The organism is Novacetimonas sp. GS1, assembly GCF_036686925.1.
Classification (GTDB): Bacteria; Pseudomonadota; Alphaproteobacteria; order Acetobacterales; family Acetobacteraceae; genus Novacetimonas; species Novacetimonas hansenii.
In genome coordinates this window covers 3,317,264-3,342,317 of record NZ_VSZP01000001.1, presented here as the reverse complement: position 1 = coordinate 3,342,317, position 25,054 = coordinate 3,317,264, and the positions used below count along the sequence as shown (strand labels likewise).

The following is a 25,054-nucleotide window of genomic DNA, read 5'->3' as shown; positions in this document are numbered from 1 at the left end:
CGGGCCATGATGTCCCTTGGTGAATATCGTAGCCGCGCCGCCGTCCTGTCCGACTTCCTGCCCTGGGCCGCGCTGGTCGGGGAAGGCGTGGTTCTGAACAAGGATGGTTCTTTCCAGCGCACGGCGCGCATCCGTGGTCCCGATCTGGACAGCGCCACTCCCGCCGAACTGGTGGGTGTAGCGGGGCGGCTGAATAGCGCCCTGCGGCGTCTGGGTTCGGGCTGGGCCGTGTTTGTGGAGGCGCAGCGCACCCCGGCAACCCTCTATCCCGAGAGTGATTTCCCTGATGCCGCCAGCCAGATGGTTGATCTGGAACGCCGGGAAGCCTTCGAGGATGAAGGCGTGCATTTCGAGAGCCGGTATTTCCTGACGCTGGTCTGGCTGCCACCCGTGGAAACCTCGGGCCGTGCCGAGCGCCTGCTCTATGAAGGCATGGAGCGCGACGAGCATGATCCGCAGGGTCTGGTCAGGGGCTTTATCGACCGGACTGACCGTCTGCTGGCCCTGCTGGACGGTTTCATGCCCGAGGCCGCCTGGCTGAATGACGTCGAGACGCTTACCTACCTGCATTCCACCATCTCGACCCGCAGCCAGAGGGTACGCGTGCCGGAAATTCCGATGCACCTCGACGCCCTGCTGGTGGATCAGCCCCTAGCAGGCGGTCTGGAGCCTAAACTGGGCGATGCCTTCCTCAAAACCCTGACGATCACGGGTTTTCCCAGCCGGACCTTTCCCGGCATTCTGGATGACCTGAACCGTCTGGCCATTCCCTATCGCTGGTCCACGCGGGCGATCCTGCTCGACAAGACCGATGCGACGAAGGTGCTGACGAAGATCCGTCGCCAGTGGTTTGCCAAGCGGAAATCCATCGTCGCCATCATACGCGAGGTCATGACCAATGAAGCCTCGGTATTGGTGGACAATGACGCTGCCAACAAGGCGGCCGACGCCGATCTGGCCTTGCAGTCGCTGGGTGCCGACGATGTCGGGCAGGCCTACATCACTGCCACTGTCACGGTGTGGGACGGCTCTGCCTCGATCGCGTCAGAGAAGCTACGTCTGGTCGAGAAGATCATCCAGGGCCGCGACTTCACCTGTATGGCGGAAAGCCTCAACGCGGTGGAGGCATGGCTGGGGTCATTACCCGGCCATGTCTACGCCAACGTCCGCCAGCCGCCGGTTTCGACCCTGAATCTTGCGCACATGATTCCGCTCTCTGCTGTCTGGGCCGGCCCTGAATGGAACGGGCATTTCAACGCACCCCCATTGTTTTACGGCAGGACAGCGGGTGCGACACCGTTCCGGTTTTCCCTGCATGTTGGCGATGTCGGCCACACCCTGATCGCCGGACCGACAGGGGCGGGGAAGTCCGTGCTGCTGGCGCTGATGGTGCTGCAGTTCCGCCGCTATGCGGGCGCGCAGGTCTTCGCCTTCGATTTCGGCGGCTCGCTGCGGGCCGCGACACTGGCGATGGGCGGGGACTGGCATGATCTCGGTGGAGGCCTGACGGAGCAGGAGGGTGCAGATCATGGGGCAGGCGAACAGGGTAGCGGCGTCTCGCTTCAGCCGCTGGCCCGTATCGACGATCCGACCGAGCGGGCCTGGGCGGCGGAATGGCTGGGGCAGATCCTCGTCCGGGAAGGCGTCACCCAGACACCGGAGGTAAAATCCTATCTCTGGTCAGCCCTGAACTCCCTGGCGTCGTCGCCCGCTCATGAACGGACCCTGTCAGGCGTGGTGGCGCTGCTTCAGTCCAACGCCCTCAAGCAGGCGCTGGCTCCCTATTGCCTTGGTGGTCCTTATGGCCGTCTGCTCGACGCGGACGCTGAGCGCCTGGGCGATGCCGACGTCGTGGTGTTCGAGACCGAAGGTCTGATCGGCTCGGGGGCTGCTTCTCCCGTGCTGTCCTATCTCTTCCATCGCATCGAGGGACGATTGGACGGGCGTCCGACGCTGCTGGTCATTGATGAAGGCTGGCTGGTGCTGGATGACGGTGATTTTGCGGGCCAACTCCGGGAGTGGCTGAAAACCCTGCGTAAGAAGAACGCCTCGGTGGTGTTTGCCACCCAGAGCCTGTCTGATATCGCCAATTCCTCCATTGCTCCGGCAGTGGTGGAGAGTTGTCCCACACGGATCTTCCTGCCCAACGAGCGGGCGATTGAACCGCAGATCGCGGCCATCTACCGCGATTTCGGGCTGAACGAGCGGCAGATCGCCATCATCGCCCGTGCCGCGTCGAAGCGGGAATATTACTGCCAGACCCGGCGCGGCAACCGTCTGTTCGAACTGGGACTGGGACCGGTGGCGCTCGCCCTGTGCGCGGCATCCGGGAAGGATGATCACCGTCTGATCGATCAGGTGCTGGCGGAACATGGGCGGGACGGTTTTCTCCTGGCCTGGTTCGAGGCGCGGGGTGTCATGTGGGCGGCGGACCTCCTGCGGGAAGGAGCCGTGCCATGACGGAAAAATTTTTCCGTATCCAGGCAAGACATTTCCGTCCCGGGTATGCCGCGGCTATGGGCGCCGCTCTGTTTTTTCTCGTGCCGGTTGTGCCTGCTTCTGCCCAGTGGGCAGTCTATGACGGGGCAAACCATGTCCAGAATGTTCTCATTGCGGCCCGGACTCTCCAGCAGATCGACAATCAGATCACCTCGCTGGCCAACCAGGCCCAGATGCTGGTCAATCAGGGCCGCAATCTGGCGAGCCTGCCGCTATCGACCCTGTCCACGCTGCAATCGACGATTTCCCAGACCACGGCACTGCTCGCGCAGGCGCAGAACATCGCCTACAGCGTCCAGTCCGTCGAGCAGCAGTACCAGCAGGCCTACACATCCGTCTCGTCGGGCATGTCCGACAGCGCCCTGTTCAGCCAGGCGCAGACACGGTGGCAGAATTCCGTGGGCGGGTTTGAGGACGCCCTGAAACTGCAGGCGCGGGTGGTGGGGAACATTCCTTCCGACAATAGCGCCATGACCCAGCTTGTCTCGGCCAGCCAGAGTTCCACAGGTGCCCTGCAGGCGGCGCAGGCTGGAAACCAGCTTATGGCCCTGCAGTCCCGGCAGCTTTCGGACATTCAGGCTGAGCTTGCCGCCAACGGCCGGGCTACAGCGCTGGAGCGGGCGCGGAATGCGGCAACGGAAGCAGAGAGCGAGGCGCAATACCAGCATTTCGCGCAGCATGACGCCTACACTCCCGGCACGGTGTCCATGTTCGGCAGCAGCGGGAACTGACCGCCATGGCCATGAACGATGTCGGCGTCATCGACACCTTTCTGAACACCTTCACCACCACCATCGATACCGGTTTCGGTCTGGTGAAGGGGAGCATGATTTCGCTCGCTGGATCGCTATCCGTGCTGGATATGGCGCTGGCGGGCCTGTTCTGGGCCTGGGCGGCGGACGAGGATGTCATTCAGCGGCTGGTGAAAAAGACGCTCTATATCGGGTTCTTTTCCTTCCTGATCAGCAATTTTTCTAGCCTGTCGAAGACCGTCTTTGACAGTTTCGCCGCCCTTGGCCTGAAAGCGGGCGGGGGCACGCTGTCGTTGGACCAGTTCCTGCGGCCCGGTCGGCTGGCCCAGACCGGGTTCGATGCGGCACAGCCTCTTCTGGACTCAGTCCATAAACTGCTCGGCCCTGTCGCTTTCTTTACCAATTTCGCGCAGATTTTCGTGCTCTGCCTGTCCTGGCTGATCGTGCTGGCGGCATTCTTCATTCTCGCCGTGCAGCTCTTTGTCGCCCTGATCGAATTCAAGCTGACCACGCTGGCAGGGTTCGTGCTGATCCCGTTTGCCCTGTTTAACCGCACGGCTTTCCTTGCCGAGAAGGTGCTGGGCAATGTCGTCTCCTCGGGCGTAAAGATCATGGTGCTGGCCGTGATCAGCGGCATTGCCGCCACGCTGTTCGGCCAGTTCACCACCTCCTATGGCGATGTGCAGCCTACGGTCGGGCAGGCCCTGTCCGTGGTTATTGCCTCATTGGCCATTGTGGGCCTTGCAATTTTCGGGGGCAGCCTGGCCAACGGGCTGATCGCTGGCGCGCCCCAGCTTGGCGCGGGAGCCGCTGTCGGCACGGGCATGGCCGTCGCTGGTATGGGGGCTGCTGCCGTGGCTGGTGTCGGCGCGGCTGTTTCTGGTGGTGGGGCAGCCCTGGCCGCCACGGCAGCGGCCGCGCGGGGAGGGGCCGCCGTAGCAGGTGCCGCATCCACGGCTTACACGCTCGGGTCCGCGACCGCAGCCGGCGGGAGTGCCGGTGCCCGGATGGCTGCTGGTGTGGGCGGCATCGGTCGGGCGGCCGGGTCTGCGGCCGCAGGCGCTGTGAAGAACAAGGCCGCCAGTGCGGCCAGCGCCATGAAAGATAGTTTCTCATCGGGCGGCAAGGCGGCCTTTTCCGCGACCGGTGGCCGGACAACCGGTTCGGGTGGTGGCGCTACTGAGACGGGGGCATCGGGAGGCGGAACGGGGGCATCCTCGTCGGCATCATCCGCCAGTGAGCCACCGCGCTGGGCGCGCGGGATGAAGCGCCGGCAGGCCGCGACCCATGCCGCCGAGGCCGCCCATGTCATCCGCTCCGCCGATGGCGGGGGCGGATCTTCTTCCATTGATCTGTCGGAAAAGGAATGAGGACGATGTTCCGTCGCTCCACGGTGCGCTACGGCACGACGCCGGAGCCGGTTACCCCCTATCAGAAAGCCGCCCAGATCTGGGATGAACGCATCGGTTCCGCCCGCGTGCAGGCCCGCAACTGGCGGCTGATGGCCTTTGGTTCGTTGTTCCTGTCCGCAGGCCTTGGGGCCGGGCTGGTCTGGCAGTCTGCACGCGGCACTATCACGCCGTGGGTCGTGCAGGTAGACCGTCAGGGCGAGGCGCAGGTCGTGGCGCCTGCGACAGCCGCCTATGTGCCGACCGATCCGCAGATTGCCTGGTATCTGGCCCGGTTCATCGAGGACGTCCGCAGCCTATCCTCCGACCCCGTGGTGGTGCGGCAGGACTGGCTGCGCGCCTACGCTTTCACCACCACGTCCGGTGCTCAGGCGCTCAACGATTATGCCCGTCAGAACGATCCGTTTGCCCGCATCGGGCATGAACAGGTCGAACTGGACGTGTCGTCCGTCATCCGGGCGTCGCCCGCGAGTTTCCGGATTGCCTGGGTCGAGCGGCATTACCGCGACGGGGCTTTTGTCGGCACCGAGCGCTGGACCGCCATTGCCTCGGTCAGACTCAGCCCGCCACGTGATGCCGATCATCTGCGCAGAAATCCCTTGGGTGTTTTTGTATCCGCCATCAACTGGTCGAAGGAGCTTGGCCAATGATCTGTCGCGCTCTTCGTGTCCTGCCGCTGCTTATCCTGCCCCTGGCCGGATGCGCGCAGCATTACCATCCGCCCGTCATCCGCTACGATGACGCTGTTCAGGCCACGCGTCTGCCGGACCCACCGAAACCGGTGCAGGTGGTGGAAGTCCCGAAACCGCTTCCCTTGCCGGGGCAACTCAAGCCGTTGTCCTCACGACGTGCGGTCCATCCGCCCCCAGAAGTCGCTGACCCCACAGCGCGTGTGACGCAGGCCAATCTGGCGGCACGCATTCAACCCACGCGGGCCGGGTTCATCAACGCGGTGCAGGTTTATCCTTATTCTCCGGGTGCCCTTTATCAGGTCTATACCTCGCCGGGCGAGATCACCGACATCATGCTCCAGCAGGGAGAGAAGCTGGTCGGCACCGGGCCTGTCGCGGCTGGTGACACGGTGCGCTGGATTATCGGTGATACCGAGAGCGGGGCAGGGGTAACGAAGCGTATCCATCTCCTGGTCAAGCCGACGCGGCCGGACCTGACCACCAATCTGATCGTCAACACCGACAGGCGAACCTATCTGGCCGAACTACGCTCCACGCCGGCTACCTACATGGCATCGGTGTCGTGGAATTACCCCGAGGACGACCTGATCGCCCTGCATCGGCAGGACAATGCGGCCGATGATGCCACCCCCGTGGATGTGGGACTGGATCTGAACACGCTGAATTTCCGCTATGCCATCCAGCCGGTGAAAGGCGCCACAGCGCCCTGGCTGCCCGGTCGGGCCTTCGATGACGGCCACAAGGTCTATATCGCCTTTCCGGCCGGGATCGGGCAGGGGGAACTGCCGCCTCTGTTTGTGCTCGGGGCGGACGGTGGGCCGGAACTGGTCAATTACCGGGTGCGGCAAAACTGGATGATCGTTGACCGGCTGTTCGCTGCCGCCGAACTGCGCCTGGGCGACAAACACTCCGAGCAGCGGGTGCGCATCGTCCGCACCGATGGACGGCGGACATGACGGACGGGCAGGAAGACCGCCGGGACGAAAGAGGGGAGGGCGGCACAGAAACTACATCCCCAGCGGTCCCGCCATCGCCGCCCGATCTGCGTCTACGGGCGGAACGACCGCGTGTCGTGCGTCTGTCGCGCTATGTTGTCTGGGGTCTGGCGGGCACGGGCATGATCGGGATTGGTCTGGCGCTGGGCTACGCGCTGCAGAATTCCGCCCGGCAGGGACCAGCGTCCGCCGTGCAGGATTCTGATGCACGACCTTCGGCCGATGGGCTTGATGCCCTGCCGAAGGATTATACTGGCGTGCCCAGGCTGGGGTCGCCTTTGCCCGGTGACCTGGGAAAACCGATCCTGAAGGCACAGCAGGAAGGCAGGACCGGACCAGTTTCGGGCATGGGTGACCGGCGGGCCGAACAGGAAGTCGAGGCAGCCATCGCCAGCAAGCTGTTCGTGCAGACGCAGGACGCCGGGCGGCAGGACAGCGTGTCTGCCCCTGCATCGCTCGCAACCGGGAATAACGCTCCGTCTGCCCCTGCGGGCACAAATGACCGGCAGGCCGGCAACCGCGCCTTTCTGGCAGGACAGCCCGATCGTGTGACGGTCAGCCCGGATCGTCTGGCGCTGCCTGTTTCCCCATATGTTATTCAGGCGGGGACGGTCATCGCGGGCGCGCTCAACTCGAAAGTCAGTTCGGACCTGCCGGGGCAATTGATCGGGCATGTGACGCAGAACGTCTATGACAGTTCGACCGGACGCTACCTGCTTGTGCCTCAGGGCAGCACCCTGTTTGGCACCTATAACAGCAGCGTCTCGTTCGGGCAGCAGCGCGCGCAGGTGATCTGGACCCGTCTCATCCGTCCCGATGGCGAGAGTATCGTGCTTGACAGAATCCCGGGCGGCGATGCGATCGGCCAGACCGGGCTCAAGGATCTGGTGGACCAGCACTGGGGTCTGCTTTTCAGGGCTGCACTGGTGACGACCATGCTGAGCGTCGGCTCTGAAGCCGGGACATCATGGGGTGAGAACAACCTGCTTCAGGCGATCCGCAGCGGCGCCAGCAACGGATTTTCCATGGTGGGAAACCGCCTGATCGACCGAAGCATGGATGTGCAGCCCACGCTGACTGACCGGCCCGGCCTGCCGTTCACGCTGATCGTCAATCGCGATCTGGTTTTGAAACCCTGGCATCCGCATGAAGGAGCAGTGCCGTGACAAAACTCCGTATCAGTACCATTCCTGACAGCCGGCCGGTCAAGCTGACGATCGAACTGCCAGCGGAGATACATCGTGATCTACTGCTGTATGCTGAACTGGTCTCCGGAAACGCAGGTGAGGCGCCAGATGCCATCCCCGATGCGGCCAGGCTGGTGCCGCTCATGGTCGGGCGTTTCATGGAGACTGATCGGGCTTTCCAGAAACAGCGGCGGGGCAGAAAGCCAGCATCAGCGACGGAAGGGCTTCACATTCCATACCTACATCCACCACGGGAGCAATAACAGCTTTACAAAAGGTACCAAAAAGGTATATCACAGAGTGCGAAACAGATAAGGAGAACAGTTTTCCCGTTCCTCTAACGCCTGCACACATAAGACTGACAACAGTCTGCAAAAATATGCCCATTTAAAAATGGGAATAGCATCTTAGTTGGTTCGTTTGAATCAACGATATGTCTCTCATATACTCGAATTGTTTTCTGTATTTAATACAGGAGGCAAGGAAACATCATGAACGCTGCAAACACAATTTCTCAGGTTAATCTGAAAATTAACACCGAACTGAAGGAAAATGCATATGCCACTTTAAAAGAACTTGGAACTACGCCAAGCGACTTCTTTCGAGATATCCTCGAATACGTCGTGAGGGAAAAAAAGTTGCCGATAAAACGGCTGACGGTATCCGATGAGGATGCTGAGTTTTACGCTCTTGTCCGGGAACGATTGAAGAAGCCGGGCAAGGTTCATAGGAATATTAGCCTTGAGTCCTTACTCCGTTGATATGTTGGATGCGGCCAAAAAAGAATTGGCCGCACTTCCCAAGACCCAAAACAATCAGATTGTTAAACGTCTCATTAGATTACAAGATAATCCTCATGTTCCCAGCTTAGCCCTCAGTGGTAATTTGGCTGGATGTTATGAAATCAAGCTCAGAAGTTCTGGAATACGCGCCGTTTACCATGTTAGCGATACAGAAATGACAATACTGGTTATCGCCATAGGAAAACGAGAGCGAAAACAAGTCTTCAAAACAGCATCAGATCGATTTAACAAATAATATTAAACGGAAAACCCAGTAGTATTTACTGCTGGGTTTTTATGTATAGAACGCAAGTTGGTAATTTATCTAGTGATGCCACTTTGAGGATGCATGCGTCATAAAAACGCGGAGCATAGTCGAATTTTATATATCCTTCATGATATTGAGGAACCATTCTGCTTCAGAATTCGGTTTTTCCAATATCACCAGCGTAAGATATCCAGTTTCAACGGCTCTCGTCCTTAGATATCTTCTCGATCGCTTGACTGATCTGATGTCTCCAAGGGGGCGGTATCGTTCCAATCTCCTTCGCAACCACTGCGATCGCCGCTCGCCCGCTATCATCCTTGGCGATACGACGCAGAATCCTTTCAGTATCGCCAGCCCTAGCTGCCGCAAGTGCGATGTCGCGTGGCCTCCACTTTGATTTAAGAAAGGCCTCGGCGAGCTCTTTCCGCGCGACTTTACATCGATCCCAGTCGAGAAATTGGAATACAAACGAGAGGAAATCAGGAAGGCTCTCATGCTGAAGTGCACGGTAAACTGATGGGAAAGTGGCAGCTATGATTGGCGACGCGTGTGCGCCACGGTTATTCATCGCAAACGGCAGTAATTTCGCTGCCGCGCATAGGAAATCCCGGTTATCGATTGGCGAGGAATCCCACAGCAACCGTCCTACTGCCTCGCTTGCCTCGTACGACAGATCAAAGGTTTGCCGTCTTATTATGGCATCCGCTAACTTCTCAGGCACCTTTAGGAACGTTCCTCTTGTCGCTAGAGAAGACCTGTCGAACAGGACTAGATTGCGGCTCGCCAATGCCATCCCGACATCTGGCGCTGCGGCCAAAGCGATCGCCCGTGCCGCATCAAACTTTCCTTCTACACTATCGAGGAGTTTCGCGACGCGCATGTCACGCTCCGGACCGAAATCGAACCTGATGATATTCTCCACGGTATGTGCAGCTAAAGAGCTTTTCTGGCGACCCGAAGCTTTCGGTAGGATTTGCATCGTTAGCTGAAGCAGTATGGTCGGTTCCAGCGGCACCGTCTTGGCAATGCGTGCCAGCAATTCGGCATGCCCAGCGTTTACATCTAAGACGTCCACGATCTTCTCAAGGACACGAGGGCGGTCAATGATCAATCTAAGCTGGTTATCTGACGCGTTGCCGAGCACATCCCTGACTAGGACTTGCTTGCGCCCGTCTATACAGTCGAGTTCGTCTAGTATCCAGTCGACGTCTGCGGAAGTTGCATCAAGGAGGTCGCGTAGCATCTTGTCCGCAGCAGGAGAACGTTTGGTTGCTGCTACGATTTTTCTCACATCCAGCATGACGCCGGCGTTACGGGCTGCCTTTACGACGACAACATTGAGCGCAGCCTGCTCGAACCGGTTGGTCTCCCCAAGCCGCTTCGCTTGGGTAATCACCGTCTCTCCAGAAGAACCGGAAAGAAAAAGGCTAAGCAAGTCAGAGTGACGATTTGCAACCAGAAGTTCAAGCAAGCGACAACGAGCGTTGAAATTTTCAGACGGCCCAGCCTTCTTAATGGCAGACAGTAGCTTCGGTTCGATGCCGAAGTCTTCCCCTAAGGCTAATGCTGCGAGGTGGCGATCTGCTAGAATTAGCTTAAGAAGGCATGGTTCTGAGAGCGTTAAGAGGCCTTTTCCTACCATCTCGAATGGCTTCGCTTCCGCTAGTCCTTCTGCTATCCCACTCATAAGAAAACTGCCAACCTGTTCCATAAGTGGCGTCGTTAGAGTCATAATGGCCTCTGTAGGCTGGAGCCTCGCCAGAGAGACGATTGATGAGCGGAGCGCATGGGAAAGTGACAAGGGCCAGTTCGTCTGTCCCAGCTTGACAATAAGGACCTGTAGAAAACGCCAGCTTTGTGCAGGCGGCATAGCGAGGACCGCGTTCCTTGCTGCTGTTGCCAACACAGTCGAGAGGGATTCGACCAGAGCTTCCCGCCGTTTTGGTCGTGTGTTGGCGATGTCAAGTAAACCGAGGGCGGCATGCGGTTCGGCGTCTACCTTCCAACTCAGTTCCTCCCACAGAAGTGAGAGGCGTAGTGCGTCCTCATTGCCATGTTCATCATCGGCCATCTCCCCAAACACATCGAGCGCCATTAACGATGGTTGCGGAGACCTGAACACTTTGTCGACTATCCGCGAGGACCAGCGATGGCGGGGTTCGTTTGTTCGTGTGCCATCTACCCTGCGTCCTTTCCAATCCGAGAAGCGCGGTCGCGCATCGACAGGTGCAAAAACAAGGTCAAAGCTTTGCTTCGAGATCGTGCGAGGCGAGTTGCAGTATGTGGAGATAGCGAAGCGTTTTCGCATCGATGGCCACAAGGCCGTCATGATACGAAGGGCGATCGCCTCCGGAGATCGAGCACCGAACACGGCGATGGGTGCCGAATCTTCTAGAAATAAGGCTTCCAAAAGTTCGACCCCCGCCGTTTCCACGGGGGGGAGCGTGTCCGATGGACCGGGGTCAATCGTCATCCTTTTCGATTTGGCGGTTGGTCCGGCCTCGGTTGCTAGGGTTACTATGGCTGCTGGTTCTGAAAATGTCGCCCAGGCCGCCATTGGAACTAGTAGTGAGCGCGTCCTCACGCAGCCAGCTCTAGGTGCCTCTTTGTCCTGCCACGTTCGCGCCACCACATAGTGGGAACCGCTCGGAAGCGGATAGCACGTCAGATAAGGACAAAATCTTTCTCCAGGAGCCAAGGGCCCCGCCACGTCTGACAGTCGGTCGACAAGGTCCTGATCAATAGATGACAGCCGAATAGTCGCAGACAGGAGTTCGTGTCCATGCTGATATCCGTGAAGCTGCTGTTCGATGATCATCGTGTCCTCAGTCGCCCAGTGCCCAGGCGAGCGGGAGCGTCACGTCTTTGTCTTCGACGACCGCGCCGTCTCGAACGGTTACTGTATAGCCTTCTTCTGACAGATCTTTCCCTTTCAGCGAATTTCGGAAAGCCTTGTTCGCATCGCCGCGGAGGTTGCCACCGACGATTGACATACCAAAGGTTTCGATCTCGAGCCGGTCTGGCGCGCGAATACGCCCGGCGAACATAGGAAACTGGTCCTGTAGGTAACGCATGGGCCCGGCCCCCCTTGCCGTTGCGTCAAGCATGTCCCACGCTGTCACCACGATGGCGACGCGGGGCTTGCCTCCGTCCGGACGGTCAGTCAGCAGAAGCGACAGGTAGCGAAGAAGTTCGCAGAAGCTGACCTGCGCGGGCAGGCCGTCTTTCATAATCGCGATCTCCTCGGATTCCTCGCTAAGCTCAGGAGCGTCCTGTGCGCTGGCTTGCTCTTTGTCCGGCGTCGGGATAACCGCAGGCGCGACTTTTCCCTCGACTACGGCCTTCGGGTTTCCATTCTCGTCCTCATCGTCGCCATAGTCATCGTCGTCCGGCTCTTGGTCCTCGTCATTTTCATCATGGTCTTGAAAGTGATCGCGCGCTGTTACCCAATCCATTGGCTGGAGATTGAGTTTCGAGTGCGCGCGGACGAAGAGGATAGCGGCTGACGAAGCTTTGAGCGAATTGATCCAGTCCTGTGGTAGCTCGTATGTCTTAACGGCTCGCCGCCATAATTCTCCTGTGATGTCTGGTACGGTGAGATCCCGCTCGGGGCCTGCGCCTTCCCGGCTTCGTACCGTGACTACGAGGTCCCGTCGAGCCCCATCCTCTAAGCTGCGATCTGATCGTGGGGCAAATTTGCGGGCGAGGAGATGACGGACCGCATCGTCGACGTACTCAATGTTCTCTGGCAGTTGTTCTGCGCGAAGCCGTCCCTTCCGGGCAAGGAATGCGAGCCAGAGTCGGGCAATATAATTCGTCTTTCCAGAAGCAGGACCTCCGACAAGTATGATCGAACCGCTCATGGACGCCTCCTGAATGCCGCGATCTTCCTGTCGTCAGAGTCGGGTCTTGTCTCCGGCCAGAAGTCGGGAGGCGCCGGTCGGGCTGCAAGCGAACGACTGAATAGGCTGGCGATGCCTTGTCCAGGATTCATATCATCATTCCAGGAAAACGAAGCGATAGGAGCGACATCCACCTCGAATCCAAAGTTCCGACCGTGCTGCTGCAGACCAATTACCTCATCCTCAGGGAAGGCTGCTTTGTCCTGCCATGTTGGCACAATGAGGAGCTGCGGACGGTGGCTCCCGAGTAGATCGGCCAGTCGTTCAATGAGTAATCTTGCACGATAACGTGCGTAAGCCACACGTCCTGTATTTGCGAACTGTCGTCCATCAACCATCAGCCAAATAACGTTCGCCGACCTGAGGAACTCGAGACGCGCCGCGTCCTTGCGTCCGATTAGTGCACGCGACCACTCACCCGGTAGATCCGGCAGCAGGATGTCGAAGATACGATCGTCCGTGTCCCGGCGAAGCCGTAGATGAAGGAAGCCTGCCTCCCTGCTGTCGGTAAGGGTCGTGTGATTTGTGATGTGCTCAGGCGGATCCCCCTTCCGCCAAGAGCGCGTCGCACGGGAAATCTCTTCGAATGCCCGGAGGGTGGCGCTGTCGGCATAGGAGAAGCCCTCAAGCATCCCCTTCGAAAGGAGAAGGTAAGCGCTCACGAGCACGGCCGTCTTGCCGGCTCCCGATAGGCCGACAATCCCGACCAAACAAGTAGGTCTGCTCTCCATCATAGTATTGAGTTGCGGCAGCCCCATTGTCCGACTAGCTGGAAGCGTTTCTAACTCGTCGTTGGAAGCTTCTAAGACCGGGCCGCCCAACACTCCGGCGCTGAGGGGAGGCGAGACGTCCAACGGCTCGCCTTTATCGTCCTGCAAGGCGTCTTCTTCTGTTCCCTCATCAATGAGTGGACGATTCTCGCATTCATCCGGTGCGTTGCCAAGGACGCACTTCTTTGTGGCGTTGAAGGTGCATGTTGTGCTCTGACAGGGACCGCGCATTATCTAGCGCCGCTGACACGGCCCTCCATGGCGACGATTGCGCCTTCAAGCAATGCGCGTGCACCCCAGCCACGAGCATCGAGTTTCACGGACGATGCCGCTATGTTGCCGGTCGTCGCGAGTGCGGAAATTAGCGGAAACACGGTCAGATCAGTTGCCGCCCAACTTCCGATGTGAACTTTGCCGAGCTCTGCCCGTTCTGTCTTCAGTTCGGCCATCAATTCGGCAAGCGTCAGAGCTTCGGACTTCTCGATGCAACGGAGTATGGCGTAGCGAAGACCATCGCTTGGCAAGCGCCGAAGCATCGTAGCTCCCTCGAGGCCAGTGGCTATGGCACGGCAAAATGGCTCTTGTTCTTCAAGTGGGCAGTCGAGGAGTTCGCTGTAATCGCCCATCAACCACCAGAGGATGTCGAGTTCCTCGCGGTCAAGATCTTGATTCTCCTTCACCGCCTTGATCACCGGTTTGATAGCGCGTCGGAGAGCAGTGTTCGCTTTGCTCCCCGCCGGATCTGTTTCGGAAATCGTCAGGAGGCCGACATCAGGTATAGAGTGTCGCCGTCGTGCTTCCTTAGCAACAGCGCGGACGCGATCGCGGCAGGCCGTCATGAGGTCCTGTCGTAGTTCCTCCATCTTCCCGTGCTCGACCTGATCCTGCAGCGCGAGCGCGGACCAGAGTGAAGCAGCTATGGCGTCAGCGGCCGTCCAGCCAGAATCATCTGCTAATGGTGCACGAACCAGTTTGAGTGCGGAGACTGCGAGGCAAACCACCCCTTGCTGCTCGTTTTCTCTGAGAACGAAAGCCGCGGCGTGAGCAACGATGGCGTCCTCCACTTTGGCTGCCAGATTTGCTGCAAGTGCTTCACCGGAAAAACTTCGGGTAATGGCGGCTGCGATATTGATTGCCTGCCGGCACGGCAGGGCTGCGAGATATGCTGATAGTGCTTCGACCGCTTGATTGCGAGCCTGAACATCACCATCGGCCGGATTACCCCAGAAAATGTATGCGTACTTCGCCATGATACTCGTCATAAGGTAGCGCCACCCTTTTCTGTCTTGGCTGCATTGAGCATCTGCTCAATGTCGTCTGCCTTCCCCTGTCTTACGGCGCGTCGGAAAAGCCGCCGTTCCATGCCGTGGTCAATACGTCCCTTAAGCTGGGTGACAACGCCAAACGCGATGAAAGCGGCTCCTCTTTGAGCCTCCGAAAGCTCCTGAAAGAAACGAATCTGAAGATCACGAATATCCTGCGTTGGTTGGGGCTCGGACGGCGGTGTCGCTTCGATAGTAGCGAGTTGCTCCGAAATGAGGACAATCCCGCTTTCCTCGTTCATGTCCGTCTGTATGGTCTCTTCGCTGGACTCTTCGATGAGTTCGGGCACGGACAGTTTTGCAGGATCGATATTCGGTGGCTTCGGGGCCTTTCTGAAGAACGGGGATGCGAGAACCTGCCGCTCCGCATGCCCTTCCATGAACACGTCGTCGCGCTCGAACCGGGCCATTTCTGCATTCCAGGTCCGAGGATTTATTGTGACGGCTAGGGCGTCTTGGGCTTCATCCCACTCAAAGGTTAAAATATTATACTTGTAAGTGAAGGGGCCATTGATCTCGTCGGGCGCTGTGGCGCCGGCTGCCAACATCATCAGGTCGCATCCATCCTCTACCCTAACCACATCGAGGCTAGGGAAGTGCTCGTGACCAGATATAAAAACGCGGGCTCGACCACGCAGGAAACCGCGTGCCTTATCGGAGTCCTGAAACCAGTTCAGCGGATGGTGTGCAAGAACGACGATTTCGACACCATCTTCAGTCGGTAGTATCCGCTGCCGCGCACCAAGAATCAACTTTCCTTCGTCATCGCTGCTTGAGCAGATAAGGGCCGTGTTTAGCCTAACGAAGCGGATAGCGCGTCCTTCTGCGAGTTCCAATTTGGCGCTGGTTGATATCCCTCCGTTCAGATCGAGTTCGCATCTATAGTCGAGAGCGAAACCCTTGTAGGCATCAAAGCGGTCGTAGAGTCGGTCGCAGTCTTGCGGGCTGTCGAGATGCATATCCAACCACCGGTCGCCACCTTCCCGAATAGAATAGAGGACGCTCTCGATTGAGTTGGTGATCTTCTTACGGTCAATATCGTGGTTGCCTGGCACCAACTGCACGTCCGTCTGATCACATCCAATCGCTGAAGTCAGTTCGGCGAGCCATTTGCCAGCCATCGCGTATTGATGATCCTGAGCAGAATATGCGATGTCACCTGTCACGATCACGCCTGTCGCTTTGACACCGAGCTTGCTGATTTCGATGCCGGCATCGGCAATCAACTGCTGCTTCGCATCCGCGTTGAGAGCGTCCCTGCCGCCGTCCCGTTCCTGTCCAAAATGAATGTCCGAAAGATGAACGAAAACCGCTTTCAATCCGCCCCCTTCGGCCCGTCAAGCTCTTGGCCGTGACTACAAGAATCAAGAATATAGAATACATAGCCAATTGGCACTAGTGGCAACCACTCTCAAACAAGCTCTGGGCTTCACAGGAAAAGAGAAATTCTAGCTTCTACGGAGGAGCTACAACTCGTATACTCGACCATCCCCACATCGTTGGAGTGATCTGAACTGCCTCGGATTTATGGGAGGTTCATGGAATTCTATGAGGGGTGGAAAGAAGCAAGCGAGGCTCTTCTGTCTGGTTGTTTGAGCTAGTGATGGCGTTGTCTGTGCGTTTTTTTTTGTTATGCGTGAATAAAACATATTCACCGCATATCATGCGGATATAGCCTTGCGGTTTGCGGTGATTAAGCGCCATATTCCCCGCAAGGAGTGCAGGGAATATGGCGCGATACATTCATCAGTATGAAGACTGGCCCGGCTTCCAGTGGGACAAGGATACCATTGCCCATGAACTAGCCGCGGTGCGTCATCGGCAGGGACGCCTCTTGGGCCGTATGGAAAGCCTCGGCTTCGATTTCAGGTCGGAAGCTGTGCTCCAGACCCTGACGGAAGATGTCATCAAGTCGAGCGAGATCGAGGGTGAAAACCTCGATCGTGATCAGGTGCGTTCTTCCATTGCCCGGCGACTGGGGATGGATATTGGCGCACTGGCACCGGTGGATCGGGATGTCGAAGGCGTTGTGGAGATGATGCTGGATGCGACCCGGCATTATGCCGATCCGCTGACCGAAGATAGGCTGTTCGCCTGGCATGCGGCTTTGTTTCCCACTGGCCGAAACGGCATGTCACGCATTCTGGTCGGAGAGTGGCGCGATGACAGAACCGGCCCGATGCAGGTCGTGTCAGGCCCTGTCGGACGGGAGAAGGTTCATTATGAGGCGCCGACAGCCAGCAGGGTGCCCGCAGAGATGCAGGTCTTCCTCAACTGGTGCAATGCCGGGCAAGCGCTGGATCCTGTGCTGAAGGCAGCCATCGCACATTTGTGGTTTGTTACCATTCATCCGTTTGAGGATGGAAACGGGCGCATGGCACGGGCCATCGGTGACCTCATGCTGGCGCGTTCGGAACAGACAGAGCAGCGTTTTTACAGCCTGTCGGCCCAGATCCGTCAGGAGCGGAAGGATTATTACGCAATCCTTGAGGCTACCCAGAAGGGGGATATGGACATCACGTCCTGGCTTCACTGGTTTCTGGGGGCTCTGGATCGCGCCTTTGATCGCGCTGAGCTGGTCCTGGGAAAAGTCATTCAGAAGGGCCGGTTCTGGGACAATCTGGCCGGACAATCGATCAATGACCGGCAACGCCTCATGCTGAACCGCCTGCTGGACGGGTTTGAGGGCAAGCTGACCTCATCCAAATGGGCGAAGCTTGCAAAGACGTCACCGGATACCGCCCTGCGTGATATCAATGATCTTGTATCGCGCAATATTCTGGCCAGGGAGGCTGCAGGAGGAAGAAGCACCAGCTATGTGCTGGTTGTTCCCGAGACATGAACAGGGGTCGATGCTGACGGACAGACCCTTGATTGGGTATCATCGGCATTCAGGCCTGTGTCCTTGCGTCGGTAAGCGCGGATGAAATGCGCTGGGCGACCTGATCCGTCGAGCGTTTGACATTTTCCCGCTTCAGATGGGCGTAGCGGGAGGTAGTCTTGATGTCGCTATGACCCAACATCCGGCCGATCATTGTCAGGTCCGCTCCCATCTCCAGGGCATCCGATGCAAAGGAATGACGGAGATCATGGAGCCTGACGCCATCCAGGCCTGCCGCCTTGCGGATACGACGCCACGGCTTTTGCAGGTCAGTGAGATATTCGCCAGCCTTGCGTCCGGTGATGACATAGGGATTGTCGGGCAGGCGAGGGGTGGCCTTCAGGACATCAACCGCCGCCGTGCCCAACTGGACAGTCTTCGCTCCGGTTTTGCTGTCGGGGAGGCGCAGTTCGGCTTCATTCAGCCAGACATGCGTCCACTGGAGCGTCTGGATTTCCCGCAACCGGCACCCCGTGAGGGCAAGCAGACGGATGGCTCGTGCCGCTTCGGGCATATCTTCGGTGGCCTCGTCGAGGCTGTTGCCCAGGCGGGCATACTCTTCTCTGGTAAGGAAACGCTCACGTCTTTCCTCCCGATAGCGTTTGACGCCCCGGCATGGATTTACGCCGTCCTGACGGATGCCCCACAGATCGGCAAGGCTGAATATCTTTGACAGAACGCCCAGCGTCCGGTTGGCCTGATAGGGGATATGGCGGAAGCTGCCGTGGAATTCGACGACTTCAGCCCGTGAGAGGTCGGCCATCCGCCAGCTTCCGAATTTCGGGACAATGAACAGTTCCACCGAGCGCCTGTATTCTCCCCGTGTTCTGGGTTTCAGGTGGACATCGACATATTCGTCGAGAAAGCGCCTGGAGAAACTCGCGACAGTCATGGCCTTGCGATCATCGGACCGTTTGTCCGCCGGATTTTCTCCAGTATGGACCCGCGCGAGGATCCTGATGGCTTCATCACGGGCGAGATCTGCCGTCCACGGGCTGCCATGCTGGCCAATCGTGTAACGCCGCAGCCTCCCGCCAGAGCGGTAGTGAATGACGTAGACCTTGCGGCCCGATGGCCAGACCCGGACCGCAAAGGCCGGGATGCTGTCGTCCCACAGGAAATAATCTTTTGCTTCGGGCGTCGCCGCCGTGACGGTTTTCTTGTTGAGCCGGGCCATTCTCGCCTCCACCGCAGGAAACACATAGGAAACAGATGAGAGCGCAACCGAGCGTAGTCGGTGAACGAATGACGTATCCCGACGGGGTCATTTTTCAAGGAAAAACAAAGGGTTTTCGTGGTCCAGCGCTATTCTGTCGGCACGGGCGCTGGCCAGCGTAGGCTAAAAAATCTTTCTCATAACCTGAAGGCCGCAGGTTCAAATCCTGCCCCCGCAACCACTGATACCGACACTCCCGTGAGCATCGCTCCGGGAGTGTTTCTTTTTTTAGCCTTTCCAATGGCTTGCCGTTCGATCCAGTTCAGGATCGTCCCCAGTTCTCCATACAGCATCGCGTCGATCTCGCCCCGGTTCGGGCCGGGAGTGAGGACGACTTTCTCGATCAGTGCCCGCAGCGCCTCGGCGGCTTCCAGCCGTTCCTCGGGGCTGTTGAGGGCGTCGGTCAGGCGGCCGACCTTGCGGGCATAGACGGCCGAAGCATTTGGCAGCAGGTCCGGCACTGCGTCAGGAACGTCGGAGAGCAGTGATGCCAGTTCCGCCTTGCGCGTTTCGAGCGTGTCCATCTCTGCTTTCATGCTGGGATGGAACATGCCCTCTTTGATGGCTTCGATGATGCCCCGGATCTGTTTCTCGACCTTCACCTGTTCCACCTGCCAGACATCGGCATTGGAGCGATGCTCGCGGTTGAGCCGATTGGTCTCCTCGGCATAGGCGCGCATCGCCTCGGCCGCGATCTCGGGGGCCATCATCCGGTCCTTGAGACCGGAGAGCACCCGGCGTTCCAGATCAGAGCGGGGGATCGTCCGGCTGTTGGTGCAGGAGCCATTGGTGACGTGGGATGAGCAGGCGAAACGGTCGGAACCTCGCAGAGCGTAGGGGCCACCGCACAGGCCGCAGAACAGCAGACCCGATAGCAGGGATTTCGGGCGACGTGTGCCGTTGAGTTGGTTGCGCTTGTGATGCGCCCGCACCGCCTCGGTGACGTTGACGTATTTCTCGGCGATCTGGCTCTGACGGGTCTTGGTCGCCTGCCAGAGCGCATTATCGACGATCCGCAGATCGGGAACCTCTGTCACCACCCATTCTGATTCCGGATTCAGACGCGAGACGCGCTTGCCGGTGGACGGGTCTTTCACATAGCGCTGCCGGTTCCAGACAAGCCGACCGATATACAGTTCGTTGTTGATGATGCCCGTGCCGCGCTTCACATGGCCCCGGATGGTCGTGTCGCTCCACAACTTGCCCTCGGGGCCGGCGACGCCCTGATCGTTTAAAGTTTTGGCAATGGCGCGTGGGCCGATGCCGGCGGCGAAGTCGCGGAAGATGCGGCGGATGATCTCTGCCTGATGGGCATCGATCTCACGGTCGCCACGGATCTGTTCGCCTTTGGCGTCGAACTGGCGGACGACGCGATAGCCATAGCATAGGCCACCACCCGATTTGCCGTCCTCGACCCGACCGCGCAGCCCGCGATGGGTCTTGGCGGCCAAGTCTTTGAGGAACAGCGCGTTCATCGTCCCCTTGAGGCCGACATGCAGTTCGCTGATCTCGCCCTCGGCCAGAGTGACGATCGGTACGCCGGCGAATTTCAGGTGCTTGAACAGGGTGGCGACATCGGCCTGGTCGCGCGAGATGCGGTCCAGTGCTTCGGCGAGCACGATATCGAACCGTCCGGCCTGGGCATCCTGCAACAGGGTCTGGATGCCGGGACGCAGGATCATGCTGGCGCCGGAGATACCCGCGTCCTTATAGGCGCCGACCACTTTCCACTTCTCGCGCCTGGCGTGTTCGCGGCAGATGCGGAACTGATCGTCGATCGACGCCTCACGCTGGTGGTCAGAAGAGTAACGGGCATACAGGGCGACGCGGGTCATGGCGGTGTTTCCTGTCAGGCGACCTTGTCCATCCGGCTGGGCCGGATAAGCACCTCGGCCGAGATGCCGAGGCCGTCGTGCAACTGGCGGATCATGTCGATCGACAGGCCGCGCTTGCGGTTCAGCACATCCGCCACCCGGTTGCGCGGGCCAATCATCGGCTCCAGATCCTTGCGGCTCAGGCCCTGCTGCTCCATGCGGAAGCGGATCGCCTCGACCGGATCGGGCGGGTCGATCGGATGGTGTTTCGCCTCATAGGCGTCGATCAGTGTCGCCAGCACATCGAGGCGGTCTCCGTCCGGCGTGCCGCTCTTCGCACCCCACAGCCGGCCGACTTCGTCGAGTGCCGCGTCATAATCCGCTTCGTTGCGGATGGGTTTCAGATCAGCCGTCATGTTCCACCTCCGTCACGTCGATCCTGTCATACGCCTTGTGTGTGCCGATCCATTTGATCCAGACGATGCTCTTCTCGAAATCGACCGCCACGACCAGGCGATAGGCGTTGCCCTTGATGTTGAAGACGATCCGCTCGGCGCTGACGATGCTGGCCGTGGCATAGAGCCGCTTCACATCGGCAGTGCTCGTCCAGGCGGCCCTGCCGACTTCGGCGAACCAGGCGTCCAGCGCCGCCTTCACGGCTGGCTGGTCCTTCTGGCCTGCCAGACTGTCGACGAACTCCCTCAGCGTGCGACGGGCGATGATCCTCATTGACTGACCTTATATCACGGGACCATAATGGTCACAAGAAAAATGCACGACAGCCCGGCGAGGGGGCGTTTGCCGGGAAAATGCCGTCGGGGAGGGAAGGCTACCGCACGGGGCTGGATCGGTTCTGCCGGGACTGTTTCCGCTCCAGCGCACGGGCACGCTCGAACTGCTCGCGGGCCATCTGACGCCCGATCAGGCGGGCGAGGGAGCGGATGGCGTCATCGGACGGGCGGAATGCCTCTTCGGCCGTTTCCGCTTCACTGGCGGGGTCGAACACCTCAATCCTGATCTTGTCGGGTCTGCGTGCCATCCTGTCCACCTTCCGGGTCATGGGGCGACAGAAACGATGAAGGGCAGAACAAGGGGATTTGAGAAGACCACGCGCCGATCGATGCGGTAATCGGCGGTGATCGCGCAGAAAAGGGAGGCAGGACGGAAGTGGAAAAGGTGATCATTCTTCTGGCGATTGGATATGCCATCGGATTCTATATTCGAGATCGTCGTGCGATGGCCGACCTGGCACAGGCCGGGCAGCAGATTGCCGAGAGGAATGCCCGACTTCAGACACTGGATCGTCAGATCTCTGGACGCGATACAGAAGTTTCGTCTTTGCACCGTCGGATTGCTACGCTGGAAACACAGGCCGCCGACCAGAAGAAGGAGGCAGAGCGTCGACGGCAATATTTTCAGGACAACGACCTGTCCAACACGCAAAATCAGCTACACTTCATCAATCAGTGCAGTCTGCGGGCCGTCCGTCCCGTCAATAAAGAGGCTGTGCAGGTGCTCTACGCGCTCGACGAGTGGATCAGGACATATCAGCCCGACTGGCGTTTCGCTTTCGAGGTTTCGATGGGCGGGTTCATCAGAACGACGTACGATCCGCAAGATCCGCGTCAGAAGCAGGCTTTCAGTTCCTATAGCGGCAAGCGTGTCGATTTCCTGCTGATTGATCGCTATGGGCTGCCAGTATTGGTGATCGAATATCATGGCACAGGCCACGACCTGTCCGGCGATGCTGATGACCGCATGGCGGTGAAGCGTCTGGCCTTGCAGAAGGCCGGTATTCCGCTGCTCGAAATTCCCGAAAAGATGGCCAAACCTCAAATCATGGCTGCCATTTCCGAGGCAGCCGGGTCGGCTCTCAAGGTAAAAATAGGCTAAGGGCTCCGCCCTCGCGCCGGCAAGGGTTCGCGTCAGCGCGCTGACGCCGCCCGATGGGGTGTCCCCGATCTTCCTGCGCTGCGCTCCGTGCAGACCGGGAGAGACCCCTCCCCACCGGTCGCCCTTGCCGTTGCTACCCCGCTGCTCGCCGCGAGGCAGAGGAACAGCGGGGGCTGTTCCTCGCGGAACAAAGGGCAAAGACCATGACCGGTAACACCAACACGGCGACCGATTTCCGCAATACCATTCTCAACGGCGACAGCTTAGGGCTGATGCGACAGATGCCGCGCAATTCAGTGGATTTCATTCTGACCGATCCGCCTTATCTGGTGAACTATCAGGGACGAGACGGACGGAAGGTCCGCAATGACGACAATGCGCGCTGGCTCCGGCCTGCGGTGAATCAGATGCACCGTGTCCTAAAATGGGGCGGTCTCGCCGTCAGTTTTTACGGATGGAATAAGATCGACCTGTTTGCCGACGCCTGGAAAGCCGCCGGGTTCCGCATGGTCGGGCATATCGTGTTCCGCAAGTCCTACGCCTCATCTTCTGGTTTTCTGCGCTACGAGCATGAAAGTGCCTATCTGTTGGCGAAAGGGAACGTAAAGCGGCCCGGTCAGCCGGTGCCGGATGTGATCGACATGCCGTATTCCGGGAACAAACTGCACCCGACGCAAAAGCCGGTGGCGGCGCTGCTGGCAGGCGCGGACGAACGCCATAACATCGTGCGATCGCGTTACGAGATCGACATATCTCCAAACACAGTCTGCACAAAATCTTCCCATTGCGCATCCTGATTGTCCTGCTGCCAGAAGCAGGCACAAGAAGAAGGGTAACGCGATGCCGATATCAGATTGGCAGTCGCCGGCCGCTTACGAACACGCAAAAGACATTGCTGCTGCCGGCATGGCCTGGGAATATCTTCGACGTGACGACGAATATCGTCGCGCGTTCCAGCGAACGAAAACGCTTCGGGCTACGAAGCCAGGGAGCAGCACTGCCTTTTCCAAACGTTGGGGTTTGCGATTTCCCTGTCGATCCGGCAAAGCCTGCCGGCCGCACGCCTGTTTTCTGGATACCGGAACTCTCGCCTGACGTCATCGAATTGCGCGAGGCTCTTACTGACGCAGATAATCCGACCGTCATGCCAATTAACCTCGCGGAATTGCCGGACCTCGCCTCGCGGCTGGATGATGGTGATGCCTGGCACGGTTTCTGGCGGTCCGGCACGTCGGCTCACCAGGTCTGGGTTTCGACGCATCCGCCGAATGGGCCTGCTTCCTATGTCGTGATTCTGCCGCTTGATAAGTTTCTGGAGCTCCGCGCGGAGGCTCTGCTGCGTTTATGGCGTGCGCTGGTTGGCCGACCTGAAGGCAGATGGGCTCACGATTTCCCAAAACAGACACGGGATCGGCACATCCTAATATTGCGTGCACTTGATGGCCGAGTGGAAGGCGCGAGCTATCGCAAGCTCGCCGAAGTTCTGCTTGGGTTTCGAGGCAGAAAAGCGGATTGGGATAGCGACCCTCGCAAGAACCAGGTCCGGCGCCTCGTTGCTGATGGTCGGTATTATGTTCGCGGGGGTTATCGTGACCTTTTGTACTACCCAATCCGGCTGTATTTCGAATAAAGTTTTCACATTATGGATCTATTTTTCCAAAATGAATAGGAGAAATTTTCTCATACGGAATTGTAATGTATTCGGAGGAATAGTCATTATTTTAAATAAATTATTTTTCTTTTTCGCTGGAATTTTGTTTTTGGATGTCTGGTCCAATCATCCGTGACATTGATTTATCAGAACCTGTAATTTTTGTATTTTTTTTCATATCTTTCTCTATTTTATCAAGATTTTTCTGGCTCATTTGTGTTCGCGCTTGTTCAAACTGTTCATGCATGTGTTTGATATAATTTCGTAGAGTGTCAGGAATATCAATAATGCTATCTAGTGTAATCTCGCCTTCGTTTAGTTCTGTGGATTTTTTTATTTCACTCTCTTCCCATCCGCTACTAAAAATATAAAAATAAACAAATGGCAATTTGAATGTAGCAAAAAATCTGTGTGGTTCATCATAAAATCTAATATCTTGTCCACCAACGCTGCGCTCCAAATTATATGTATATTCAGAAGGTAATCCATAGTATGGAGGCGTTTTTATGAATGGAGTAAAATAAATTATTGTATTGCATTTTTTGTTGTTTATTTGATTTTTTAGTGAAAATAATAAAGAGTCATATGCTGCATTGTCTTCTTCGGTTCTATTGTTTTCTTTGTTGCGCATAATTAATAGAGCGCGCCAAAATATAGATAAAATTCCAACACGCATCGATTCTGTGATTATGATAGTGCTTGGTTGGCTGCGGTAATTAGCCAATTTTTTAAAAAGGTTATCTGCTACCTCTTTTTCCATTGTGGATAGTTCTCCCTCACACTTACCGCATAAGAGATAGTCTTTTGGTCCGTCTTGGAGTCTAGCATTGACATCGTCAGATCCTCTAATATAGCCAGTCTTTGATGTGGATTTCAGCCAGTCGTATACAAATTTTGGAATAAAATGAGACTTTTTTAATTCAATATTTTCAGCATCGCACAAAGCACATTTCCCTTTATGTGCCTCTTTTCCTTTGTGATTTTCCACTGAACTTTCCTCTTCATTATTCGATAATTGTTC

Annotated in this window: 25 protein-coding genes and 1 pseudogene; 14 read left to right on the top strand and 12 right to left on the bottom strand. The window is 57.8% G+C overall.

The genetic code is table 11. From position 1 onward, the window contains the following. The first annotated feature begins 6 nt into the window (after positions 1 to 6). From trbE to FYB92_RS14625, 9 genes are all read left to right on the top strand, one after another. Positions 7 to 2,460, top strand: coding sequence for a conjugal transfer protein TrbE (gene trbE, locus FYB92_RS14665; protein WP_332828887.1), 2,454 nt, complete (start codon positions 7 to 9; stop codon positions 2,458 to 2,460). Further along, positions 2,457 to 3,230 carry a P-type conjugative transfer protein TrbJ gene (trbJ, locus tag FYB92_RS14660; RefSeq protein ID WP_332828886.1) on the top strand — a complete coding sequence of 258 codons (774 nt, stop codon included), beginning with the start codon at positions 2,457 to 2,459 and terminating at the stop codon, positions 3,228 to 3,230. Before trbE ends, trbJ begins: the two co-directional genes overlap by 4 nt. Positions 3,231 to 3,235: 5 nt before the next feature. Further along, positions 3,236 to 4,621: a P-type conjugative transfer protein TrbL gene (gene trbL, locus FYB92_RS14655; RefSeq protein WP_332828885.1), complete on the top strand. Its 1,386-nt coding sequence runs from the start codon at positions 3,236 to 3,238 to the stop codon at positions 4,619 to 4,621. Positions 4,622 to 4,626: 5 nt separating this feature from the next. Then, positions 4,627 to 5,310 carry a conjugal transfer protein TrbF gene (gene trbF, locus FYB92_RS14650; protein WP_332828884.1) on the top strand — a complete coding sequence of 228 codons (684 nt, stop codon included), beginning with the start codon at positions 4,627 to 4,629 and terminating at the stop codon, positions 5,308 to 5,310. Continuing rightward, positions 5,307 to 6,308, top strand: coding sequence for a P-type conjugative transfer protein TrbG (gene trbG, locus FYB92_RS14645; protein ID WP_332828883.1), 1,002 nt, complete (start codon positions 5,307 to 5,309; stop codon positions 6,306 to 6,308). Before trbF ends, trbG begins: the two co-directional genes overlap by 4 nt. Further along, complete coding sequence (locus tag FYB92_RS14640) at positions 6,305 to 7,513, top strand: TrbI/VirB10 family protein (protein WP_332828882.1); 1,209 nt, start codon at positions 6,305 to 6,307, stop codon at positions 7,511 to 7,513. Before trbG ends, FYB92_RS14640 begins: the two co-directional genes overlap by 4 nt. Then, positions 7,510 to 7,797 carry a DUF2274 domain-containing protein gene (locus FYB92_RS14635; protein ID WP_332828881.1) on the top strand — a complete coding sequence of 96 codons (288 nt, stop codon included), beginning with the start codon at positions 7,510 to 7,512 and terminating at the stop codon, positions 7,795 to 7,797. The genes FYB92_RS14640 and FYB92_RS14635 overlap by 4 nt, the downstream gene beginning before the upstream one ends. A gap of 228 nt (positions 7,798 to 8,025) precedes the next feature. After that, positions 8,026 to 8,295: a type II toxin-antitoxin system RelB/DinJ family antitoxin gene (locus tag FYB92_RS14630; RefSeq protein WP_332828880.1), complete on the top strand. Its 270-nt coding sequence runs from the start codon at positions 8,026 to 8,028 to the stop codon at positions 8,293 to 8,295. Next, positions 8,276 to 8,572, top strand: coding sequence for a type II toxin-antitoxin system RelE/ParE family toxin (locus FYB92_RS14625; RefSeq protein ID WP_332828879.1), 297 nt, complete (start codon positions 8,276 to 8,278; stop codon positions 8,570 to 8,572). Before FYB92_RS14630 ends, FYB92_RS14625 begins: the two co-directional genes overlap by 20 nt. Positions 8,573 to 8,780: 208 nt before the next feature. Here FYB92_RS14625 and FYB92_RS14620 read toward each other — a convergent pair whose 3' ends face one another. The 6 genes and pseudogenes from FYB92_RS14620 to FYB92_RS14600 form a co-directional block, all read right to left on the bottom strand. Continuing rightward, positions 8,781 to 11,057 carry a hypothetical protein gene (locus FYB92_RS14620; RefSeq protein WP_332828878.1) on the bottom strand — a complete coding sequence of 759 codons (2,277 nt, stop codon included), beginning with the start codon at positions 11,055 to 11,057 and terminating at the stop codon, positions 8,781 to 8,783. Between the two features lie 51 nt (positions 11,058 to 11,108). After that, positions 11,109 to 11,402 (bottom strand): annotated as a pseudogene (locus FYB92_RS15515) (hypothetical protein); the annotation flags it as partial. A 7-nt stretch (positions 11,403 to 11,409) separates the two neighbouring features. Further along, complete coding sequence (locus FYB92_RS14615) at positions 11,410 to 12,447, bottom strand: hypothetical protein (RefSeq protein WP_332828877.1); 1,038 nt, start codon at positions 12,445 to 12,447, stop codon at positions 11,410 to 11,412. After that, entirely contained in the window at positions 12,444 to 13,487 is a 1,044-nt protein-coding gene (locus tag FYB92_RS14610) for a TRAFAC clade GTPase domain-containing protein (protein WP_332828876.1), read from the bottom strand. The genes FYB92_RS14615 and FYB92_RS14610 overlap by 4 nt, the downstream gene beginning before the upstream one ends. Further along, on the bottom strand, positions 13,487 to 14,518 hold the full coding sequence (locus FYB92_RS14605) for a GTPase-associated system all-helical protein GASH (protein WP_332828875.1): 1,032 nt from the start codon (positions 14,516 to 14,518) through the stop codon (positions 13,487 to 13,489). Before FYB92_RS14605 ends, FYB92_RS14610 begins: the two co-directional genes overlap by 1 nt. Then, positions 14,515 to 15,897, bottom strand: coding sequence for a metallophosphoesterase (locus FYB92_RS14600; RefSeq protein ID WP_332828874.1), 1,383 nt, complete (start codon positions 15,895 to 15,897; stop codon positions 14,515 to 14,517). The genes FYB92_RS14605 and FYB92_RS14600 overlap by 4 nt, the downstream gene beginning before the upstream one ends. Positions 15,898 to 16,307: 410 nt before the next feature. Here FYB92_RS14600 and FYB92_RS14595 point away from each other — a divergent pair, with 410 nt between their 5' ends. After that, positions 16,308 to 17,420, top strand: coding sequence for a Fic family protein (locus FYB92_RS14595; RefSeq protein WP_332828873.1), 1,113 nt, complete (start codon positions 16,308 to 16,310; stop codon positions 17,418 to 17,420). A 49-nt stretch (positions 17,421 to 17,469) separates the two neighbouring features. Here the strand turns inward: FYB92_RS14595 and FYB92_RS14590 are convergent, their stop codons facing one another. The 5 genes from FYB92_RS14590 to FYB92_RS14570 form a co-directional block, all read right to left on the bottom strand. Then, complete coding sequence (locus FYB92_RS14590) at positions 17,470 to 18,636, bottom strand: site-specific integrase (protein ID WP_332828872.1); 1,167 nt, start codon at positions 18,634 to 18,636, stop codon at positions 17,470 to 17,472. 176 nt (positions 18,637 to 18,812) lie between these two features. Further along, positions 18,813 to 20,510 (bottom strand): recombinase family protein, encoded by a 1,698-nt coding sequence (locus FYB92_RS14585; RefSeq protein ID WP_332828871.1) that lies wholly within the window; start codon positions 20,508 to 20,510, stop codon positions 18,813 to 18,815. Between the two features lie 14 nt (positions 20,511 to 20,524). Beyond that, positions 20,525 to 20,905, bottom strand: coding sequence for a helix-turn-helix domain-containing protein (locus tag FYB92_RS14580; protein WP_332828870.1), 381 nt, complete (start codon positions 20,903 to 20,905; stop codon positions 20,525 to 20,527). Beyond that, positions 20,895 to 21,218 carry a type II toxin-antitoxin system HigB family toxin gene (locus FYB92_RS14575; RefSeq protein WP_048851140.1) on the bottom strand — a complete coding sequence of 108 codons (324 nt, stop codon included), beginning with the start codon at positions 21,216 to 21,218 and terminating at the stop codon, positions 20,895 to 20,897. Before FYB92_RS14575 ends, FYB92_RS14580 begins: the two co-directional genes overlap by 11 nt. Before the next feature lie 100 nt (positions 21,219 to 21,318). Beyond that, positions 21,319 to 21,528: a hypothetical protein gene (locus FYB92_RS14570; RefSeq protein ID WP_332828869.1), complete on the bottom strand. Its 210-nt coding sequence runs from the start codon at positions 21,526 to 21,528 to the stop codon at positions 21,319 to 21,321. 128 nt (positions 21,529 to 21,656) lie between these two features. Here FYB92_RS14570 and FYB92_RS14565 point away from each other — a divergent pair, with 128 nt between their 5' ends. The 4 genes from FYB92_RS14565 to FYB92_RS14555 all read left to right on the top strand — a co-directional run bounded on the left by FYB92_RS14565 (position 21,657) and on the right by FYB92_RS14555 (position 24,012). Continuing rightward, the gene (locus FYB92_RS14565) at positions 21,657 to 22,382 is read left to right on the top strand and encodes a DUF2726 domain-containing protein (protein ID WP_332828868.1); all 726 of its coding nucleotides are present in this window, start codon (positions 21,657 to 21,659) and stop codon (positions 22,380 to 22,382) included. A gap of 203 nt (positions 22,383 to 22,585) precedes the next feature. Beyond that, on the top strand, positions 22,586 to 23,179 hold the full coding sequence (locus tag FYB92_RS14560; protein ID WP_332828867.1) for a DNA methyltransferase: 594 nt from the start codon (positions 22,586 to 22,588) through the stop codon (positions 23,177 to 23,179). Between the two features lie 43 nt (positions 23,180 to 23,222). Further along, positions 23,223 to 23,477 carry a transcriptional regulator domain-containing protein gene (locus FYB92_RS15510; protein WP_075632038.1) on the top strand — a complete coding sequence of 85 codons (255 nt, stop codon included), beginning with the start codon at positions 23,223 to 23,225 and terminating at the stop codon, positions 23,475 to 23,477. 10 nt (positions 23,478 to 23,487) lie between these two features. Beyond that, positions 23,488 to 24,012, top strand: coding sequence for a DUF2285 domain-containing protein (locus FYB92_RS14555; protein WP_408887731.1), 525 nt, complete (start codon positions 23,488 to 23,490; stop codon positions 24,010 to 24,012). Positions 24,013 to 24,112: 100 nt separating this feature from the next. Here FYB92_RS14555 and FYB92_RS14550 read toward each other — a convergent pair whose 3' ends face one another. Beyond that, the gene (locus FYB92_RS14550; protein ID WP_332828866.1) at positions 24,113 to 25,021 is read right to left on the bottom strand and encodes a hypothetical protein; all 909 of its coding nucleotides are present in this window, start codon (positions 25,019 to 25,021) and stop codon (positions 24,113 to 24,115) included. Between the last annotated feature and the right edge of the window lie 33 nt (positions 25,022 to 25,054).

Excerpts from the sequence above, each read along its gene's own strand:
- FYB92_RS15510 (WP_075632038.1), top strand. The coding sequence starts at position 23,223 with ATGCCGATATCAGATTGGCAGTCGCCGGCCGCTTACGAACACGCAAAA.
- FYB92_RS14570 (WP_332828869.1), bottom strand. The coding sequence starts at position 21,528 with ATGGCACGCAGACCCGACAAGATCAGGATTGAGGTGTTCGACCCCGCC.
- trbG (WP_332828883.1), top strand. The coding sequence starts at position 5,307 with ATGATCTGTCGCGCTCTTCGTGTCCTGCCGCTGCTTATCCTGCCCCTG.
- FYB92_RS14620 (WP_332828878.1), bottom strand. The coding sequence starts at position 11,057 with ATGACGATTGACCCCGGTCCATCGGACACGCTCCCCCCCGTGGAAACG.
- FYB92_RS14605 (WP_332828875.1), bottom strand. The coding sequence starts at position 14,518 with ATGACGAGTATCATGGCGAAGTACGCATACATTTTCTGGGGTAATCCG.
- trbJ (WP_332828886.1), top strand. The coding sequence starts at position 2,457 with ATGACGGAAAAATTTTTCCGTATCCAGGCAAGACATTTCCGTCCCGGG.
- FYB92_RS14590 (WP_332828872.1), bottom strand. The coding sequence starts at position 18,636 with ATGGCCCGGCTCAACAAGAAAACCGTCACGGCGGCGACGCCCGAAGCA.
- FYB92_RS14575 (WP_048851140.1), bottom strand. The coding sequence starts at position 21,218 with ATGAGGATCATCGCCCGTCGCACGCTGAGGGAGTTCGTCGACAGTCTG.
- FYB92_RS14610 (WP_332828876.1), bottom strand. The coding sequence starts at position 13,487 with ATGCGCGGTCCCTGTCAGAGCACAACATGCACCTTCAACGCCACAAAG.
- FYB92_RS14585 (WP_332828871.1), bottom strand. The coding sequence starts at position 20,510 with ATGACCCGCGTCGCCCTGTATGCCCGTTACTCTTCTGACCACCAGCGT.
- FYB92_RS14615 (WP_332828877.1), bottom strand. The coding sequence starts at position 12,447 with ATGAGCGGTTCGATCATACTTGTCGGAGGTCCTGCTTCTGGAAAGACG.
- FYB92_RS14630 (WP_332828880.1), top strand. The coding sequence starts at position 8,026 with ATGAACGCTGCAAACACAATTTCTCAGGTTAATCTGAAAATTAACACC.
- trbE (WP_332828887.1), top strand. The coding sequence starts at position 7 with ATGATGTCCCTTGGTGAATATCGTAGCCGCGCCGCCGTCCTGTCCGAC.
- FYB92_RS14580 (WP_332828870.1), bottom strand. The coding sequence starts at position 20,905 with ATGACGGCTGATCTGAAACCCATCCGCAACGAAGCGGATTATGACGCG.
- FYB92_RS14595 (WP_332828873.1), top strand. The coding sequence starts at position 16,308 with ATGGCGCGATACATTCATCAGTATGAAGACTGGCCCGGCTTCCAGTGG.
- FYB92_RS14640 (WP_332828882.1), top strand. The coding sequence starts at position 6,305 with ATGACGGACGGGCAGGAAGACCGCCGGGACGAAAGAGGGGAGGGCGGC.
- FYB92_RS14560 (WP_332828867.1), top strand. The coding sequence starts at position 22,586 with ATGACCGGTAACACCAACACGGCGACCGATTTCCGCAATACCATTCTC.
- trbF (WP_332828884.1), top strand. The coding sequence starts at position 4,627 with ATGTTCCGTCGCTCCACGGTGCGCTACGGCACGACGCCGGAGCCGGTT.
- trbL (WP_332828885.1), top strand. The coding sequence starts at position 3,236 with ATGGCCATGAACGATGTCGGCGTCATCGACACCTTTCTGAACACCTTC.